A 16,237-nucleotide genomic window follows, 5' to 3' on the forward strand; every position below is an offset into this window, starting at 1 on the left:
TTACAGCACAGGCAGCGAGATACGTACGCGCAGCCCTCCTTCGGGGTGATTGGAGAGGTCGCACTGACCGCCCTGATTGCGCACGAGGCGCGTGATGATCGCGAGGCCGAGGCCGCAATGGCCTTCGCCGCCACGTGCTTCGTCCAGACGCACGAACGGCTTGATCGCGGCCGCCACGCGGTCGGCGGGAATGCCGGGGCCGTGGTCGCGCACTTCGATAAGCCATTGCGTGCCTTCGCGGCGCGTGGAAATTTCGACGGGCGGCACGCCGTGTTCGAGCGCGTTGTCGACGAGATTCGAAATGAGCCGGTCCAGCAAGGTGCGCGGCATGCGAAATGCCGGGCCCGCGCGCAAATCGAGCCTGAAAAGCACGTCTTCGTCGCTGCCGGTATCCGAATAGTATTGCTCGCGCAGCAACGCATCCACTTCCACTTCAGGCCCGGATTCGGGGCGCTGGCGCGCGAATTCCAGGAACTGCTGGACAATATCGTTGAGCGAATCGACTTCGCGATAGAGCTGCTGACGTTCGAGATCGGAACCCAGCATGGAGGCGCGCAGCTTGATGCGCGTGAGCGGCGATTTGAGGTCGTGCGCCACGCCGGCCAGCATCACGGCCTGGTCATCGTCGGCCTCGTTGAGCTGTTTCATCATGCGGTTGAACGAACCGATCAGATCGCGCAGTTCGCGCGGCCCTTGTTCGTTGACGGGCTCGGGCCGATGGCCGCTGCCAAACGCACGCGCCGCGTTGGCGACGAGCGAAAGCGGACGCTGCATCTGCCACATGGCGAGCAGCGCAACCAGCAGCGACATGGCGAGCAGGCCAATGGCCTGCGGCAGGAGATTGGGCGGCGGAGGCAGATCGACGGGCGCGACGATCCACGTGGGATGGCCCGGAAAGCGCACCCAGAGCGCTGCGCGGCGGTGCTGCAGATCGGCGAGAATTTCGGTGCCCGGCGGCAGATCGCGCAGCAACTGCTTGCGCAGATCGGCGAGCGGCTCGCGTTTGGGCACTTTGAGATCCACGTCGGCGGGCATGTTCCAGGTGGGCACCAGATGCACACGCAGTGCGGGAGCCAGCTCGACTTCATTGGGCGCCGCGCCGTTGGCCGCGTGCAGCATGAGCAGCAAGCCGCGCTCGAAGCCTTCTACCTCATGACGGCGCGGCTGCGGAGCGAACACGACGAACCAGCAGGCCTGCACGATAAAAAGCACGAGCGCCGACATCAAGGCCATACGGCCAAACAGCGTATTCAGCGGATTGTTCATGAACCGGCGTTAGCAGCATTGGCCACGCCGTTGCCATCGATTCCATCTTCGCGCAGCGGCACGAAGACATAGCCTTTGCCGCGCACGGTCTGCACATAACGCGGTTGGGCGGGATCGTCCTCGATCACGCGGCGCAGACGCCAGATCGGCACGTCGAGGCTGCGGTCATTGAACGGCACGCCGTCTTCGCGCAGCAGATCGTGAACCAGCACGCGCGAAAGCACGCGGTAGGGATTGCGGGCGAAGATCTTCAGGAGAGCGAATATACTGTCGCGCAGCGGCACGCGTTCTCCGTCGCGCAGCAGCGAGCGCGTGGCGAAATCGAGCTCGAACGGCCCGAACTGGCAACGCTCGCGCGCTTCGGGAGCGCTGGGCGGCACGGCGCCGTGACGGCGCAGCACAGTCTGGATGCGCAGTAGCAGTTCCTGCGGATCGAAGGGCTTGGCGACATAATCGTCTGCCCCGAGCGTGAGCCCGGCGATGCGATCGGTCACCGCGCCGCGCGCGGAGGCGAAGATCACCGGAATGTCATCGCCCTGCGAGCGCAACGCGGCGAGCGTGCGCAGCCCGTCGGTGCCAGGCATCATGACGTCGAGCACGATGACCGAAGGCCGTTCGAGTTCGAGCCGCCGCGCGAGGTGGGTACCCTCGTGCAGCACGGAGGTCTGGAAGCCGTGGGTTCGCAGGAAGCGGGAAAGAAGATCGCGCACGACCGGATCGTCGTCGACGATGAGAACGTGTGGACTCATCGTGAAATTTTAATTGTTGTCGACGTTTCGATGAATACTGTCGATGTGACCAATTCTTACCTTCGCTTACGAGAGTCCCGAAACGGGCCTTATCCAAGGTCCCACGGCCTGCCAGCGCTTACTTGACGGCGACCGCCGCTTCCTGAACGGGCGCTTGTGCCGCTGGTGTGGCTGGTGTCGTCTGCGCCGCGGTTTTGGCTTCCGGGGTCGAACCCGCTGCCGCCTTGACGGCCTTGTCCTTCGATTGTGCGATCACTTCGTCGATCGACGCCACGCTGGTTGCGTGTGCAATGGCCTTGCTCGAAGCTGCATTTGCCTGCGCGTTCGATGCCGACGGCGCGGGCACGGCGGCCGGAATATGTTTGGCGAGTGCGTCGGCGATACGCTTCTGGCGTGCGTCGGCGGCCACGCCGCTCGGCATCTTGCGCAGGCGCAAGGCTTCGGCGCTGGCCTGCGCATCGTCGTGTTGAGCGTCGGTGTGCTTGACTGCAGGCTCGATGCCCTTCATTTCCAGCACGGCGTCACGCGCGGTCGGCGCAAGGTGTTGATCGGCGACGCCGTCCTTCACGCGTTGCACGGCGGCTTGCTGGCCGTGCCGGAAATCGCCTTCGAGTTCGGCGATACGGCGGTTGTACCAGTCCGTCACGCAAGCCTTGTCCTTGCAGTTGTGCTGGCGCCATTGCCACTGGCTCACGCGATCGGCTTCGAGCGCGGTGGAGTCGGGCGTTGCGTCGACGGCTGTTTTATAGAGCGCGGCGAGCTTGTCGTCGAGCGCCGAAAGCGTCGGATCGGTGCAGACGATACGCTCCGACGCCGAAGCGTTGTGCGGGCAATGGAAGCTCGCCGCCTGCGCTGCCGTCGTTGCAGCAAGCGTGGCGAAGAGCGCGAGCGCGGCGGTGCTCAGACCGCGATGCAGGAAAGATTTGGCGCGGCGGTTGGTCTGTTCTCGGTTCATGGCGGACACGATGATGTTGAAATGGCAGGGGACGACTGGCGGCTCGTCCGGCGTCGCCACGGCGCACTGCGCCGCACGGAAACGATAGACGCAGCGACCTCGACACAAAACCTCGCTCAACGGGGCGATTGCTGAATCGCTTACGAATCATTTCAAATGGGGTGTGAGCGGTAAGTCATTGCGGGCGCAACTGACACCGGGCAGCCGCTTCAGCGGGCGTGCCACGGAAATACGCTTACCCGCCGGGAGATTTGCGAAGAACTGGAAAGCCACGTTCAACATTGGCCGATGTCTGCGCCTTCGCCCGGCGCACTCTGCCGCGATGATGCATGTCGAGCCCTGCCGCCCGCCGCGCAGCCCATCGACGTGTTCAGCCTCCGCCGCCATGCACAACGTTATCCGCACCTCACTTTGCGCAGCGGCGCTTGCCGCGCCGCTCGCTCTCAACGGCTGCGCGTGGACGCTGATCACGGCCGCCGACGCCACCGGTTCGGTGATCCAGGCCGGTTATGCGGTCGCATCGAATTACTCGTCGCCGAAATTCGTGACGGGACGGCCCGTGAATCTCACCAACGTCTGCATCGAAATCAATCCGATGGTGACGGCGGCCGATTTCGTGCCCTCGCTGCAATACGCGCTCGCGCAGCGCGGCGTGCGCTCGGACCTCTATAGCCCCGGCACGGAGCCCGCCAATTGCGAAGGCAGGCTTGTTTATAACGCCTCGATCGAATTTGGCCATCCGACCTTCAGCGACGATAGCAAGGCCTATCTGTCGACCATCAATATGACGATCTTTCTGCACAACCGTATCGCTGTTTCGGCGCGCTACGAAGTGCACGGACTGAGCACCGACCGCTATTCCAGCGCGACCGTGAAGCTTCAGGGCCTGATCGACAGCATGGTGGTGGATCAGACGCGCCTCGCGAATACCTTCGAGTCGGCTTCGAGCGGCCAGTAATCTTTCTCGCCGCGTATTTCGGGAAAGGAATGGGAAGGTAAGGGGTCTATGCCGCGAGCGGCGAAGTCCCTTACGATCTGCGCATGACCAATAACGTATTCCTCGTCGACGACGATCCCGTCGTGCGCGACGTCACTGCCGAGTATCTCCAGATGCGCGGCTTCACCGTCACTGCGCTGCCGTCGGCGCGCGCCCTGCAAAACAAGCTGCGGTCCGAGCGGCCGCAGGTGGTTGTGCTCGACATCATGATGCCGGAAGTGGATGGCATCAGCGCTTTGCGCGAATTGCGCGCGAGTGGTGACGACCTGCCCGTGATCATGCTGACCGCGCGTAACGAGGTGATCGATCGCGTACTGGGTCTGGAATTCGGCGCGGACGATTACGTGGGCAAGCCCTTCGATCCGGGCGAACTGGCCGCGCGTATCCGCACGGTCATGCGCCGCCGCAGCGTGGCGAGCGCGACGGGCGCGCCCGAAAGCCGCGCCTCGTTCAGCTTCGGGCCGTTCGAACTGGATTTCCGCTCGCGCGAACTCTATCGCGACGAAGAGCGTATTGCGCTGCGGTCGAGCGAATTCGCGTTCCTGAAGCTGTTCGTCAATCACGCGATGACAATTCTTTCGCGCGAACAGATTATCGAAATCGTCTACGGCGAAGCGGGGCGTTATCGCAACCGCAGCCTCGATGTGGCGATCTGGCGTCTGCGCCGTCTGATCGAAACCGATCCGTCCGAGCCGCGTTATCTGCAAACCGTCTGGGGGCACGGCTATGTGTTCGTGCCGGATGGCGAAGTGGGCGTGGCGGAACGCTACAGCGAATATAAGGGCGAATACAAGAACGACGTGAAAATAGAAGACGATTAAGAAACAATAACAATTCAGTAATAAAGGGCGGATCGCTATTGAAAGCGATCCGCCCTTTCTGTATTTCTCGACCCGTCGGGAATCAAGCTCAGAACGTCAGCACGCTCAGGAACATGCGTTGCAGCCAGCCCACAGTGGTGGCGTCGTTGAGCATGCCGTGGCCGACTTCCTCGATGCGCGCATTGGCGATCTTGCCGGAATCCACGAAATTATCAGCTTCGACATCGTTGGGATTGACGATGCCCGACAGGCGCAGGCGCTGATGTTCTCCGCTCATGGCAATGATTTTCTCGCCGGATACCACGAGATTGCCCGTCGGCGTCTTGCTGATGATGGTCACGGCGAGCGTGCCGTTCATGCCGCTCGACAGCGTGTGGCTGCCGCTGCCGTTGAACGTCGTCGAGGCCGAGCCGATATTGAACAGACGCGCGAGACGCGCGGCCGTACCGGTCGATTGATCGGCGGCGGTGGCGGTGATGTCGCTCGAACGCTTGGCGGCGGCGGTGGCGTTGTCGTTGCCGGTATAGGATTCGGACAAACGGATCGTCAGCACTTCGCCGATATGCTGGGCGCGCGGCGTTTCGTAGAGCGCGACCGAGGTGCCGGCCTGATAAATCGAACCGCTCGTGTTGACGTTGAGCGGTGCTTCCGCAAGCGGCGGCGTCATCGGCGTTTCGACAATCGAATCCTGAGTGACGCAGCCCGCGAGCGAGAATGCAAACGTTGCGCCTGCAAGCAGGCAGAGCGAGAAGTCCGGCGAATATATCCGCGCCTTGCGAATGGTAACGGAAGATAAGGAATCCGATTTAACAGGAAGGTGTTGAGCGCGAGAAGATTTCATCATTTTCGTCGGGATACGCGTGAGGGCGGGCTCGGTTTGTCGGCCTGTGCAGCCCGCAGGCTGCGGGTCCGGTCAGCCTTCGTCGAACTGGCTGACCTTCAACGCGCGCTCGAAGCCCTTGGGGCGCGGGCTGGGTGTTTTCAGCTGGTAGGTGAGCGTGGCGCGGCCGCCATCGGGCAGCATGCAGATCGTGATCGTGCTGGCGGCGTTGTCCCATACCAGCAGCGGCACGTCGGCGTTGCCGCGCATGCGCGGCTTGCCATAGCGCGACGCGAGCAGATCGCGCAGATCGAACGCGGTCACGCTGTCCACCACGAAAGACATTTCATAGAGCCGCAACGGCTCGCCGGGCGCCTCGTGTGCGAAACGCAGCACATGATCCACGGCGGGCGCGCCGGCTACGACCGCAAGCGACGGCGTCCAGCCGTTCGAGGTGCGATGCGCCCAGCGGCAGGCGATGGTGGGACTGGCGTAGCTCTTGAGCATCATGCCGATGTCGCCGCCGGCCACGTCGGTTTCGCACAGCAGGGTGCTTTCGTGTGGCGTCGCGCGGATCATGTTGGCCTCGCGCAGTGCGCTCAGCGTGATGCCTAGCGCGATGCCGCGAAACGAGAACGGCGCGTCGTCCTGCACGGCGGCATGACCGCGCGCAGGCGTCGCATGGCGTTGCGCCGGCGCAGGTGATGCCGCATGCGATGACGGCGGATTCGGCGACTTTTGCTGGGCTTGCTCAAGCTCGGCCTTATGCACGTTTTGCGTCGTTGCCGGGGCAGTAACGGACGCAGCGGTGCCCACTGCCTCGGCACGCGCCGGCATGGCGGCCACGCCGGTGCAGAGTGCACCGATAGCGCTCACCGTGCAGACAATCCACGACGCCCGTTTCATGATGCAGCTCCGCTTAGTCGACTGCCGCCGCGCAGGCGTCGAACGGGATCGCCGCCGGATGACCGACGAGGGGCACGATCTTCAGCGTCGCCGAAGCGACACGGCAGGGGAAAGCCACGACCGCGCAGCCGTCAAGCGGCAGCGCAAGGCCGGCGAGTAAAAGGGCCGACGCGGTACGCGTGAAACCATTGGAAAGTTGCATGGCGGTCAGCCTGGACATTACCTGGGAGTACGACACGACAATCGACTCAGCGGTCATGCGGTGGTGTTGATGGTGTGGCCGAGCGGACCGACCGGGGTCGGTTGCACGGTTTCCGGCCTGGCCGACGATTCGCCGCCTGGTTGCTGCAGGCCGCTGGGCTTGCCGCTGCGATTGTTTGCGAGCGGTTCAAGCGACGCGGGGCGGGTAAGGTTGCTGGAACCGATGGAACTGGTCATGTGGGGCCTCCTTGGCACATTGAAACGAAGAGGAGGGCGCGCGCCGCCGCGGCGGCCGCCCCCGTGGTGCACCGCCCGAAACCGGGTTTCGAGGCGGCGAGTGAATCTTCGCGTCAAGCGGCGCGCCGTGAAGCAACAATCAAAGGGGCGCTTTACCGGAAGCCTTACGAGTCCTTTCTCGGGTATACAAATGCCGCCGCGCAAGCGCGCTGCGGCTGAGAAAAATGTTGCGCAACCTTGCCGTCGGTAAGGGCTGAAACCCTTACCGGGCGGGCCTGAGGGAAGCATGCGTTTTCCGCATGCTTCCCTCGACAATTAATCGTTTGTGAGCCATTCCGTCGCAGCGGGATACTGCGCCCACCTCAGATGGCGACGATCAGGCATCACATCATGCGAGCAGATTACAACTTCATTAACGGGACATTCCTCGAAACGGACGCGCAGCGCATCGCCGTCTATAACCCGGCCACGGGCGGCCTGATTGGTCATGTGAGCGCCGCAAGCGCCGCCGACGCGGTCCGCGCGGTCGAGGCCGCGGCCGCGGCGCAGCGCGGTTGGCGCCGTCTCCCGGCTGCCGAACGTGGCGCAATCCTCACACGATTCGCCGACGCCATCGACGCCCGCTCTTCCGTGATCGGCGCCGTGCTGGCTGCCGAATCCGGCAAGAGCGTGGCCGACGCCACCGCCGAAGCGCATTACGCCGCCGAAGTCCTGCGCTACCACGCGCAGTGGGCGCGCCGCATCGAAGGCGAGGTGATCCCCAGTGACAGCGCCAACGAAAATCTCGTGTTGATGCGCGAGCCTATCGGCGTGGCGGCCTGCCTGATTCCGTTCAACTTCCCGATCTACACCTTGCTGCGCAAGATCGCGCCCGCGCTCATCACGGGCAACGCGGTGGTGGTGCGCCCGAGCAACAACACGCCTTGCTCCGCCTTCGAAGTGGCGCGCGCCGCACAGGACGCGCAAGTGCCGGCTGGGCTCATCAACGTGCTGGCGATGGATCACGACACGGCCGCCGTGCTGTGCACGCAGCGCGACGTCGGCATGATCACGCTCACGGGCAGCGTGACGGCGGGCCGCAAGGTGCTCGATTACTGCAAGGAAAACATCGCCAGGCCGTCGCTCGAACTGGGCGGCAAGACGCCGGCCATCATCGAAGCCGATGCCGATCTCGAAGCCGCTGCCGCCGCCATCGTGCGCTCCAAGACCACGCATTGCGGCCAGTTGTGCACGGCGATCGAGCGCGTGTATGTGCAGGCGTCGGTGCATGCGCGCTTTGTCGAGCTGCTGCGCGAAAAGATGAAGGCCGTCACGTTCGGCGACCGCGCGGTGGATGCTTCGCATATGGGCCCGCTCATCAGCGAGCAGGCGCGTGCATCGATTCACGCCATGGTCGAACGCGCCGTGGCCGATGGCGCAAAGATCGAGACCGGCGGCTATCTGCCGGAAGGCCCGGGCCACTTCTATCCGCCCACGCTCCTGAGCGGCTGCCGCCAGGACATGGAGATCGTGCAGGAAGAGATCTTCGGGCCGGTGCTGCCGGTGCTGTCTTACGAGACGCTCGACGACGCGCTGCGTATGGCCAACGATCATCAGTTCGGCTTGTCGTCGGTGCTGTACACGGAGCGCTATCGCTCGACCATGCGCGTCGCCAACGAGATCGAGGCGGGCGAGCTGTACGTCAACCGCACGCCTGCGGACCCGTACCAGGGCTATCACGCCGGCTGGAAGCGTTCGGGCCTGGGCGGCGACGACGGCAAGCACGGCATGCTCGAATTCACGCAGACGCGTCTCGTGGTCATGCCGTTCTAAAGATGTTGTAGAAAATTGATTCGTTCGGATCGCTGAACGAATGGGTAAGGGGCGTCGGCTGCAACGGATGCCCGCTTGAACAAACGCCGACCGCTGCATGGCCGCCCTTGAGCGAGCCTGCAAGCGAGTCTGCGGTATGGAGACAATCTTGCAGAAGTCCATCGCGAAACCCGGCGCGCCTGCGTCGCCGACCGCCTCGTCCATTCCCACCACGTCCGGCAATATGCAGCGCTATGGCCAGCTCATGCTGCTGGTGCTGGCCGCGGGCGCCATTTATCCGATTCTTTATCTGCGCCAGGTCTATCAGACCACGATGCTCGATGTGTTCCATATCGACAATGCGCAACTGGGCTACCTCTATTCGGTGCTCGGCATCATTTTCTTTCTGTCCTACTTGCCGAGCGGCTGGCTCGCCGACCGCGTCGCGCCGCGTCTGTTGATCTGCTTCTCGCTGATCGGCACGGGCGCGCTGGGGCTCTGGTATGCGACCGCTCCCGCCTTCCCCATGCTGATGGTGATCTTCTGCTGCTGGGGCCTGACGACGGGGCTGACGTTCTGGGCATCGGTGCTCAAGCGCGTGCGCATGATTGCGGGCGCGAACGAACAGGGCCGCTTCTTTGGTTTGCTCGATGGCGGACGCGGTCTGGTCGAAGCCTTGCTGGCGACCGTCGCGCTCGCGCTGTTCGCGGCGGCCACCGGCTCGGGCCGCGGCGAAGCGGCGGGTCTGCGTCATGTGATCTTTCTGTATTCGTTCACGTGTATCGGCATTGGCGCGCTGATGAGCTTCTTCAAGGACGCCGCGCCCGCACAGGACGATGCGCAAGGCGCCGCCGATGTCGAGCAATCGAACGCGCGCGGTGCGCTCTGGCGCGATCTCTCCACGCTCGCGAAGATTCCGCAGCTGTGGCTCGTGGCGGCGGTGGTGTTCTGCGGCTATCAGATCTTCTGGGCGACTTACAGCTTCTCCGCCTATCTGCAACAAGGCGAGATGCATATGACGGTCGTGGCGGCCGGCATGGTCACCACGCTCAAGCTGTGGATGCGCCCGCTCGGCGGCATCGGCGGCGGCTATCTGGGCGACCGTCTTTCGAATCTGCGTGTGCTGATCTGGGCGATGTTCCTCGCGGTAGCGGGGCTGATCGGCCTGATCGTGCTGCCTTCGCTGCGCAATATGGCGCTGCTCGGCGCGGTCGTGCTGTTTATCGGCCTGATGACTTACGCGATTCGCGGCCTCTACTGGACGCTGCTCGATTACTGCGCGATTCCCATGCGCATTACCGGTCTCGCAATTGGCCTTGTTTCGCTGATTGGTTACTCGTCGGATATTTTCCTGCCGCTCCTGAACGGTTACATCACGGAGCACTACGCGGGCATGACGGGCTATCAGTTCTATTTCGCCTACGTGGCCGCTATCGGCACGCTCGGCGGCATCGCCGCGCTCGCGCTCAAGCGCATGTCCCATTCACAACCTGCCTGAATACGCTCGAACCATGAAAGTCGTTGCAATGCAAACGCACGTCGTCGCGGTGCCTCCTCCGCACCTCGGCGGCATGTACTGGATCTTCGTCACGCTGGAAACCGATTGCGGCATCCAGGGCGTGGGTGAAATCTACGCGGCCACCTTCCATCCCGATGTGATGGTGCCGGCGATCGAAGATGCGTTTTCGCGCTATCTGCTCGACCACGATCCGCATCATGTCGAGCGTCTGTTCCGCGTAGCCTATTCGAGCGGCTTCACGCAGCGCCCGGATCTCACGATGATGGGCATCGTCAGCGGCCTGGAAATGGCCTGCTGGGACATCATCGGCAAGGCGGCGAACAAGCCGGTGTACGAGCTGCTGGGCGGTATGGTGAACGAGCGTCTACGTTCGTACACCTATCTTTATCCGAAGAACGCCAAGGGCGAGTACGACTACGACGATCCCGATCTGGCCGCCGAATGCGCTGCGCAGATGGTGAAGATGGGCTTTAGCGCCGTGAAGTTCGATCCGGCCGGTCCTTATACGGCGTACTCGGGCCATCAGCTTTCGCTGGAAGTGCTCGACCGTTGCGAAACGTTCTGCCGCAAGGTGCGCGAAGCCGTGGGCAACAAGGCCGATATTCTGTTTGGCACGCACGGGCAGATGGTGCCGTCCTCGGCGATCCGTCTGGCAAAGCGCCTCGAAAAATACGACCCGCTATGGTTCGAAGAGCCGGTGCCGCCGGGCCAGCCCGATGCGATGGCCGAAGTCGCGAAGCACACCAGCATTCCCATTTCGGCGGGCGAGCGCCTGACCACGAAATACGAGTTCCACAAGCTGCTGGAAGCGGGCGCGGCCTCGATCATCCAGTTGAACGTGGCGCGCGTGGGCGGTCTGCTCGAAGCGAAGAAAGTGGCCACGCTGGCCGAGGTCTATTACGCGCAGATCGCGCCGCATCTCTACAACGGCCCGATTGGCGCGGCAGCGAGCATCCAGTTGGCGGCCTGCACGCCGAACTTCCTGATTCAGGAAAGCATCGGCACCTGGGGCGGCTTCCATGCGCAAGTGCTCAAGCAGCCGATCCAGTGGGAAGACGGCTACATCATTCCTTCGAAGGCGCCGGGTCTGGGCGTCGAGCTGAACATGGACGTGGTGCGCGCGCATTCGCCGTACACCGGCAAGCGTCTGCATCTGCAGATGGCGGACCAGCCCGCCGACGTGCGCGATACCTCGCCTGCGCGCGGCTGAGCGCTGCATTACTACGCGGAAAATACGCGGGAACATAGCGATGAATTACGACTACATCATTGTCGGCGCAGGTTCGGCGGGCTGCATTCTCGCCGAACGGCTCTCGGCCTCGGGACGCCATTCGGTGCTGCTGCTCGAAGCGGGCGGATCGGACAACTCATTCTGGTTCAAGATCCCCATCGGCTTTGCCAAGCTCTACTATGACAAGGTGCACAACTGGATGTACTACAGCGAGCCGGAGCCGGAACTCGCGGGTCGCCAGATCTACGCGCCGCGCGGCAAGGTGCAGGGCGGCTCGGGCTCGATCAACGCGATGATCTACGTGCGCGGCGCACCGCGCGATTTCGACGATTGGGCGGCAGCCGGCAATCCGGGCTGGTCGTATCAGGACGTGTTGCCGTATTTTCGCAAGCTCGAATCGCACCCGCTGGGCGACACGCCATGGCACGGCGCGAACGGCCCGGTGCGCATCTCCCCCATGAAGGACGGCGCGCATCCGATCTGCCAGACCTTCCTGGAAGGCTGCGAACAACTGGGCTACGTGCGCAACGACGATTTCAACGGCGCGAAGCTCGAAGGCGTGGGTATTTACGATGTGAATACGCGCAATGGCCAGCGCGCCTCCAGCAGCTTTGCCTATCTGCATCGCGCCGCTGAACGCCCGAACCTCAAGATCGAGCTGCATGCGCAGGCAACGCGCGTGCTGTTCGATTCGAATCCGGAAGCTAACTCAAAAGCGCCGCGCGCGATTGGCGTGGAGATCGAACAGCAAGGCGTCAAGCGCACGTTTCACGCGAATCGCGAAGTGATCGTGGCGGCGGGTGCGGTCGATTCGCCCAAGCTGCTGCAACTCTCGGGCGTGGGCCCCGCTGCGCTGCTTAAGCAGCACGGTATTGGTCTGGTGCATGAGCTGCCTGCTGTGGGCCAGAATCTGCAGGACCATTTGTGCGTTAGCTTCTATTATCGTTCGCGCGTGAAGACGCTCAACGATGCGTTCAGCAGCTGGGTCAGCAAGATCAGGTTCGGCATGCAGTATGTGTTCCAGCGCAAGGGACCGTTCTCGATGAGCGTGAACCAGTCGGGCGGTTTCTTCCGCACGTCGGCTGAGGAAGCGCATCCGAACATGCAGATTTATTTCAATCCGCTGTCGTATCGGATTCCTAAATCCAATCGCGCGCAGCTGACGCCGGAGCCGTATTCAGGTTTTCTCGTCTGCTTCAATCCGTGCCGGCCGACCAGCCGCGGTTCGGTCGAAATCGCGTCGAACAGCGTTGCGGACGCGCCGAAGATTCGCGGCAACTATCTGTCGACGCAAAAAGACCGCGACGAAGCGATCGAAGGCAGCCGTCTGGTGCGCAAGTTGATGCAGGCGAAGGCGCTCAAGGACATCACGGTGGAAGAAGTTACACCCGCCGGCGAAGTCACCGACGACGCCAGCATGCTCAAATTCTTCCGCGAGCAAAGCGGCTCGATCTATCACTTGTGCGGCAGTTGCGCGATGGGTCCGGACCCGCGCACCTCGGTGGTGGATGCGCGCCTGCGCGTGCATGGCATCGACGGCTTGCGTGTGGTCGATGCGTCGATCTTCCCGAACATCACCTCCGGCAACACCAATGCGGCGACCATGATGGTGGCCGAAAAGGGCGCGGACCTGATTCTCGAAGATGCGGATCGCACGATCGCGGCGCACAGCCTCGCGCAGAACGTTCAGCGGGCCGCGGCGATCTCTTCCTGAAGCCACTGCCTGAAAAGCTGGAGCGGCCTGGACATTTTCTGTTCGGGCCGCACCACGAACCAGTAGGATTGCCGACCATCCACATGGATGTCGCGCACCGGCGCGAGCAGGCCTTCGGCCAGTTCGCGCCCGATCATGTTGCGATCGGCCATGGTCACGCCCAGCCCCTCGATGGCGGCGCGGATCGCGTGGTCGAGCAGATCGAATTCATAGCCGCCCGAGGTGTCCACATCCTCGATGCGTGCGGCGTCCAGCCAGTGCCGCCACGTCATATAGCGCTGGTTTTCCGCAGCCAGCACATGCAGCAGCGTTTGCTGCGTGAGATCGACGGGACCGTTCGCCAGCAGCGCGGGCGCGCACACGGCGATATGGGACTCGTGCATCAGCAGCGAGCTTTCCAGCCCATCCCATTCGCCATCGCCGAAACGGATCGCGCAGTCCAGCGCGGTCGAATCGGCGAGCGTGTCCTGGAGCTGCGTCGTGAGGCTCAATTCGAGCGAGGGATGACGCGCGTGCAGGCGCGTGAGGCGCGGCACCAGCCAGCGGCTCGCGAAGGTGGGCGGCGCGTTCACGCGCAGGCGGTTCAGGTCGCTCTTCTGCTGGATCGTGCGCACCGTCAGTTCGATGCGGTCGAACGATTGCTGGAGCGTGCGCAATAGCGCGCGCCCGGCCTCGGTCAGTTCGAGCCGGTGATGGTGGCGCTCCAGCAGCGTTTCGCCGAGTTGTTCTTCGAGCTGGCGCACCTGGCGGCTCACGGCGCTCTGCGTCACGTTCAGCTGTTCGGCGGCGCGGGTGAAGCTGCCGCTCGTGCCTGCCGCCTCGAACGCTTTCAGGGCGTTCAGCGCCGGCATCTTTCGCTTCAAGGTCGTCTCCTCGCGGTCGGCGCCATCGCGAAAAGGCGCGGCGCCAAAACGACGGAGTATACCGGGCCGCGCGGCCTGGGTGGCCTGGGTGGCCGGGGTTGCCGCACCGGCGTGTGTGGCTGAAGCGCCGGATGCCGGCTTGCGGCGGCCCGCCATTCAGCGCCGCGCCCGCGAGAGCGCCGCGAGGCCCAGCGTGACGGACAGCGCGAAAATATAGAGACCGCCGGGACCGAGCAGCCGCATGAAGACGGAAGCGAGCGTCGGCCCGGCCGCGCCGCCCAGCGAGAACACCAGCAGCAGCGTGGCGCTGGTCTGCACGCGGCGGCTCTGGTCGACGTGATCGTTGACGTCCGAGACGATCACGCCGTATAGCGTGAAGGTGAGCGCGACGTAGATAAACAGCAGCGTATCGACGAGAACCGGCCCACGCACGACGATCAGCGCAGCGGCCGCGACGGCGGAGCCCAGCGAAATCACGCCAAGCGTCGCGCGCCGGCCCAGCAGATCGGATAGGCGCCCCACCGGCCATTGCGACAGCAGCGCGCCGATCAGCACGATCCCCATCGCATGCGAAATATCGCCCGCTGGAAAGCCGATGCGCGCGAGATAGACCGGCGTGAGCGCATAGAAGGCGCTGGAAAGCAGTCCCGCGCCAATACATGCGGGCACGCTGCGCGGCGCGACGCGCGCGAGTTCGCGCAGGCCGTCGAGCAGCAGCGTGGGGCGCTTGGGCGTGGCGAGCGGCGAGGCGCGTGCGGCGGCTTCGGTCACGGGCGGCGATACGCTTTGCTGCCAGTCCCCGATCAGCGCGACGGGAATCAGCGAAATCACGTAGAGGGCGTTGACGAGCGTGTGTTCGACACGGCTGCCGGGCGCGGCGACGCCCAGCAGGAATTGCCCGGCGCTCACGCCCAGATAGGTGAGCACCAGATAGAGCGCGAAGGCACGGCCGCGCCGTTCGTTGGGCACCGCGCCGTTCACGCCGCTTTCGATCGACGTGAATATGCCGACCATGCTGAAGCCCGTCACGAATCTCAGCACGGCCCAGGCGTCGGGTGAATCGAAGGATAGATAGCCGAGCGCGGCCAGCGCCGTGAGCGCACCGAAACCAATGAAGGCGCGCTGCGGCCCGATCCGCCCAACCAGCGGACCCAGGCCAAGCGCGCCCGCAATAAAGCCGAGGTAGTAGCACGACTGCACCAGACCCACGCCGAGCGCGCCATGCGCGGCCTCAAGCATGCGCAGCGAGATCAGCGTGGTGAGCAGGCTGTTGCCGCAGACGAGAACCGTGTAGCCGCCCAGCAGGCCGTAGAGCGCCCGCATTGGGCGCTTAATGGGTCACGGCGCTGCGGCGCTCGACGAAGCGCCGCACGTAGTCGTCGGCGGGGCGTTCCAGGATGTCTTCGGGCGTGCCGCACTGGATCAGGCGACCATCGCGCAGGATCGCAATCTGGTTGCCGATGCGCAGCGCTTCGTCCAGATCGTGGGTGATGAAGACAATGGTCTTTTGCAGCGTCTTTTGCAGTTCGAGCAACTGGTCCTGCATTTCCGTGCGGATCAGCGGATCGAGTGCGGAGAACGCTTCGTCCATCAACAGCACATCGGTATTGGCGGCGAGTGCGCGCGCCAGGCCCACGCGCTGGCGCATACCGCCCGAAAGTTCATCCGGGTAGTGATCGCCGTAATTGCCGAGTCCCACCTTGCCGAGCCATTCGCGCGCGCTCGCCAGTGCCGCGGTTTTTTTCTCGCCGCGCGTGACGAGCGCATAGGCCGCGTTGTTGAGCACCGTCTGATGCGGCAGCAGGCCGAAGCTCTGGAACACCATGCTCACGCCATAGCGGCGCAGCTCGCGCAGACCGTGGTCGTTGAGCTTGAGCACGTCCTTGCCGTCGATCAGGATCTCGCCGACGGTCGGCTCGATCAGGCGGTTGAAGTGGCGCACGAGCGTGGATTTGCCCGAGCCTGACAGCCCCATGATGACGAAAATCTGCCCCGAGCCGATCGACAGGCTCACGTCGTTCAGGCCCACGTTGCAGCGGGTCTTTTCCAGCACTTCCGCTTTGCCCGCGCCGCCGCGCAGCAGTTGCAGCGCGCGCTCGCTCGCGTCGCGCGAACCAAAGATCTTGTACACGTGTTTGACTTCGATGCCGCTCATGTTGGTTACCTC

At 63.8% G+C, this 16,237-nt stretch carries 16 protein-coding genes; 6 read left to right on the forward strand and 10 right to left on the reverse strand.

Annotated elements, in window-relative coordinates:
* From F4827_RS16100 to F4827_RS16110, 3 genes are all read right to left on the reverse strand, one after another.
* On the reverse strand, positions 1-1,266 hold the full coding sequence (locus tag F4827_RS16100; protein WP_183724960.1) for an ATP-binding protein: 1,266 nt from the start codon (positions 1,264-1,266) through the stop codon (positions 1-3).
* Positions 1,263-2,015 (reverse strand): response regulator, encoded by a 753-nt coding sequence (locus tag F4827_RS16105; RefSeq protein ID WP_183724961.1) that lies wholly within the window; start codon positions 2,013-2,015, stop codon positions 1,263-1,265. The genes F4827_RS16100 and F4827_RS16105 overlap by 4 nt, the downstream gene beginning before the upstream one ends.
* Before the next feature lie 118 nt (positions 2,016-2,133).
* Entirely contained in the window at positions 2,134-2,970 is an 837-nt protein-coding gene (locus F4827_RS16110; RefSeq protein WP_183724963.1) for a hypothetical protein, read from the reverse strand.
* 385 nt (positions 2,971-3,355) lie between these two features.
* Here F4827_RS16110 and F4827_RS16115 point away from each other — a divergent pair, with 385 nt between their 5' ends.
* Both F4827_RS16115 and F4827_RS16120 read left to right on the forward strand, forming a co-directional pair.
* On the forward strand, positions 3,356-3,928 hold the full coding sequence (locus tag F4827_RS16115) for a hypothetical protein (protein ID WP_183724964.1): 573 nt from the start codon (positions 3,356-3,358) through the stop codon (positions 3,926-3,928).
* Positions 3,929-4,011: 83 nt separating this feature from the next.
* Complete coding sequence (locus tag F4827_RS16120) at positions 4,012-4,788, forward strand: response regulator (RefSeq protein WP_183724965.1); 777 nt, start codon at positions 4,012-4,014, stop codon at positions 4,786-4,788.
* 88 nt (positions 4,789-4,876) lie between these two features.
* Here the strand turns inward: F4827_RS16120 and F4827_RS16125 are convergent, their stop codons facing one another.
* From F4827_RS16125 to F4827_RS16140, 4 genes are all read right to left on the reverse strand, one after another.
* The gene (locus F4827_RS16125; protein ID WP_233177849.1) at positions 4,877-5,527 is read right to left on the reverse strand and encodes a flagellar basal body L-ring protein FlgH; all 651 of its coding nucleotides are present in this window, start codon (positions 5,525-5,527) and stop codon (positions 4,877-4,879) included.
* Between the two features lie 174 nt (positions 5,528-5,701).
* On the reverse strand, positions 5,702-6,514 hold the full coding sequence (locus tag F4827_RS16130) for a hypothetical protein (RefSeq protein WP_183724968.1): 813 nt from the start codon (positions 6,512-6,514) through the stop codon (positions 5,702-5,704).
* A gap of 13 nt (positions 6,515-6,527) precedes the next feature.
* A complete protein-coding gene (locus F4827_RS16135) occupies positions 6,528-6,773 on the reverse strand; it encodes a DUF6726 family protein (RefSeq protein WP_409258800.1) in 246 nt (81 codons plus the stop codon).
* Complete coding sequence (locus F4827_RS16140) at positions 6,770-6,952, reverse strand: hypothetical protein (RefSeq protein ID WP_183724969.1); 183 nt, start codon at positions 6,950-6,952, stop codon at positions 6,770-6,772. The genes F4827_RS16135 and F4827_RS16140 overlap by 4 nt, the downstream gene beginning before the upstream one ends.
* A 390-nt stretch (positions 6,953-7,342) precedes the next feature.
* Between F4827_RS16140 and aldA the strand changes: the two genes are divergently transcribed.
* From aldA to F4827_RS16160, 4 genes are all read left to right on the forward strand, one after another.
* The gene (gene aldA / locus F4827_RS16145; protein ID WP_183724970.1) at positions 7,343-8,764 is read left to right on the forward strand and encodes an aldehyde dehydrogenase; all 1,422 of its coding nucleotides are present in this window, start codon (positions 7,343-7,345) and stop codon (positions 8,762-8,764) included.
* 223 nt (positions 8,765-8,987) lie between these two features.
* Positions 8,988-10,241 (forward strand): nitrate/nitrite transporter, encoded by a 1,254-nt coding sequence (locus F4827_RS16150; RefSeq protein ID WP_260175255.1) that lies wholly within the window; start codon positions 8,988-8,990, stop codon positions 10,239-10,241.
* 13 nt (positions 10,242-10,254) lie between these two features.
* A complete protein-coding gene (locus F4827_RS16155; protein ID WP_183724972.1) occupies positions 10,255-11,472 on the forward strand; it encodes a mandelate racemase/muconate lactonizing enzyme family protein in 1,218 nt (405 codons plus the stop codon).
* 40 nt (positions 11,473-11,512) lie between these two features.
* Positions 11,513-13,207 carry a GMC family oxidoreductase gene (locus F4827_RS16160; protein WP_183724973.1) on the forward strand — a complete coding sequence of 565 codons (1,695 nt, stop codon included), beginning with the start codon at positions 11,513-11,515 and terminating at the stop codon, positions 13,205-13,207.
* Here F4827_RS16160 and F4827_RS16165 read toward each other — a convergent pair.
* The 3 genes from F4827_RS16165 to F4827_RS16175 all read right to left on the reverse strand — a co-directional run bounded on the left by F4827_RS16165 (position 13,180) and on the right by F4827_RS16175 (position 16,225).
* Entirely contained in the window at positions 13,180-14,058 is an 879-nt protein-coding gene (locus F4827_RS16165) for a LysR substrate-binding domain-containing protein (RefSeq protein ID WP_221303718.1), read from the reverse strand. The genes F4827_RS16160 and F4827_RS16165 overlap by 28 nt on opposite strands.
* Positions 14,059-14,226: 168 nt before the next feature.
* Entirely contained in the window at positions 14,227-15,393 is a 1,167-nt protein-coding gene (locus F4827_RS16170; RefSeq protein WP_183724977.1) for an MFS transporter, read from the reverse strand.
* A gap of 7 nt (positions 15,394-15,400) precedes the next feature.
* A complete protein-coding gene (locus F4827_RS16175) occupies positions 15,401-16,225 on the reverse strand; it encodes a glycine betaine/L-proline ABC transporter ATP-binding protein (RefSeq protein ID WP_183724978.1) in 825 nt (274 codons plus the stop codon).
* Positions 16,226-16,237: the final 12 nt, after the last annotated feature.

It is taken from the genome of Paraburkholderia bannensis (assembly GCF_014200455.1).
Classification (GTDB): domain Bacteria; phylum Pseudomonadota; class Gammaproteobacteria; order Burkholderiales; family Burkholderiaceae; genus Paraburkholderia; species Paraburkholderia bannensis_A.

What these genes read in the sequence shown, in the direction of transcription:
- F4827_RS16100 (WP_183724960.1), bottom strand. Translation starts at nt 1,266, where the DNA reads ATGAACAATCCGCTGAATACGCTGTTTGGCCGTATGGCCTTGATGTCG.
- F4827_RS16105 (WP_183724961.1), bottom strand. Translation starts at nt 2,015, where the DNA reads ATGAGTCCACACGTTCTCATCGTCGACGACGATCCGGTCGTGCGCGAT.
- F4827_RS16110 (WP_183724963.1), bottom strand. Translation starts at nt 2,970, where the DNA reads ATGAACCGAGAACAGACCAACCGCCGCGCCAAATCTTTCCTGCATCGC.
- F4827_RS16115 (WP_183724964.1), top strand. Translation starts at nt 3,356, where the DNA reads ATGCACAACGTTATCCGCACCTCACTTTGCGCAGCGGCGCTTGCCGCG.
- F4827_RS16120 (WP_183724965.1), top strand. Translation starts at nt 4,012, where the DNA reads ATGACCAATAACGTATTCCTCGTCGACGACGATCCCGTCGTGCGCGAC.
- F4827_RS16130 (WP_183724968.1), bottom strand. Translation starts at nt 6,514, where the DNA reads ATGAAACGGGCGTCGTGGATTGTCTGCACGGTGAGCGCTATCGGTGCA.
- F4827_RS16135 (WP_409258800.1), bottom strand. Translation starts at nt 6,773, where the DNA reads ATGACCGCTGAGTCGATTGTCGTGTCGTACTCCCAGGTAATGTCCAGG.
- F4827_RS16140 (WP_183724969.1), bottom strand. Translation starts at nt 6,952, where the DNA reads ATGACCAGTTCCATCGGTTCCAGCAACCTTACCCGCCCCGCGTCGCTT.
- aldA (WP_183724970.1), top strand. Translation starts at nt 7,343, where the DNA reads ATGCGAGCAGATTACAACTTCATTAACGGGACATTCCTCGAAACGGAC.
- F4827_RS16150 (WP_260175255.1), top strand. Translation starts at nt 8,988, where the DNA reads ATGCAGCGCTATGGCCAGCTCATGCTGCTGGTGCTGGCCGCGGGCGCC.
- F4827_RS16155 (WP_183724972.1), top strand. Translation starts at nt 10,255, where the DNA reads ATGAAAGTCGTTGCAATGCAAACGCACGTCGTCGCGGTGCCTCCTCCG.
- F4827_RS16160 (WP_183724973.1), top strand. Translation starts at nt 11,513, where the DNA reads ATGAATTACGACTACATCATTGTCGGCGCAGGTTCGGCGGGCTGCATT.
- F4827_RS16165 (WP_221303718.1), bottom strand. Translation starts at nt 14,058, where the DNA reads ATGCCGGCGCTGAACGCCCTGAAAGCGTTCGAGGCGGCAGGCACGAGC.
- F4827_RS16170 (WP_183724977.1), bottom strand. Translation starts at nt 15,393, where the DNA reads ATGCGGGCGCTCTACGGCCTGCTGGGCGGCTACACGGTTCTCGTCTGC.
- F4827_RS16175 (WP_183724978.1), bottom strand. Translation starts at nt 16,225, where the DNA reads ATGAGCGGCATCGAAGTCAAACACGTGTACAAGATCTTTGGTTCGCGC.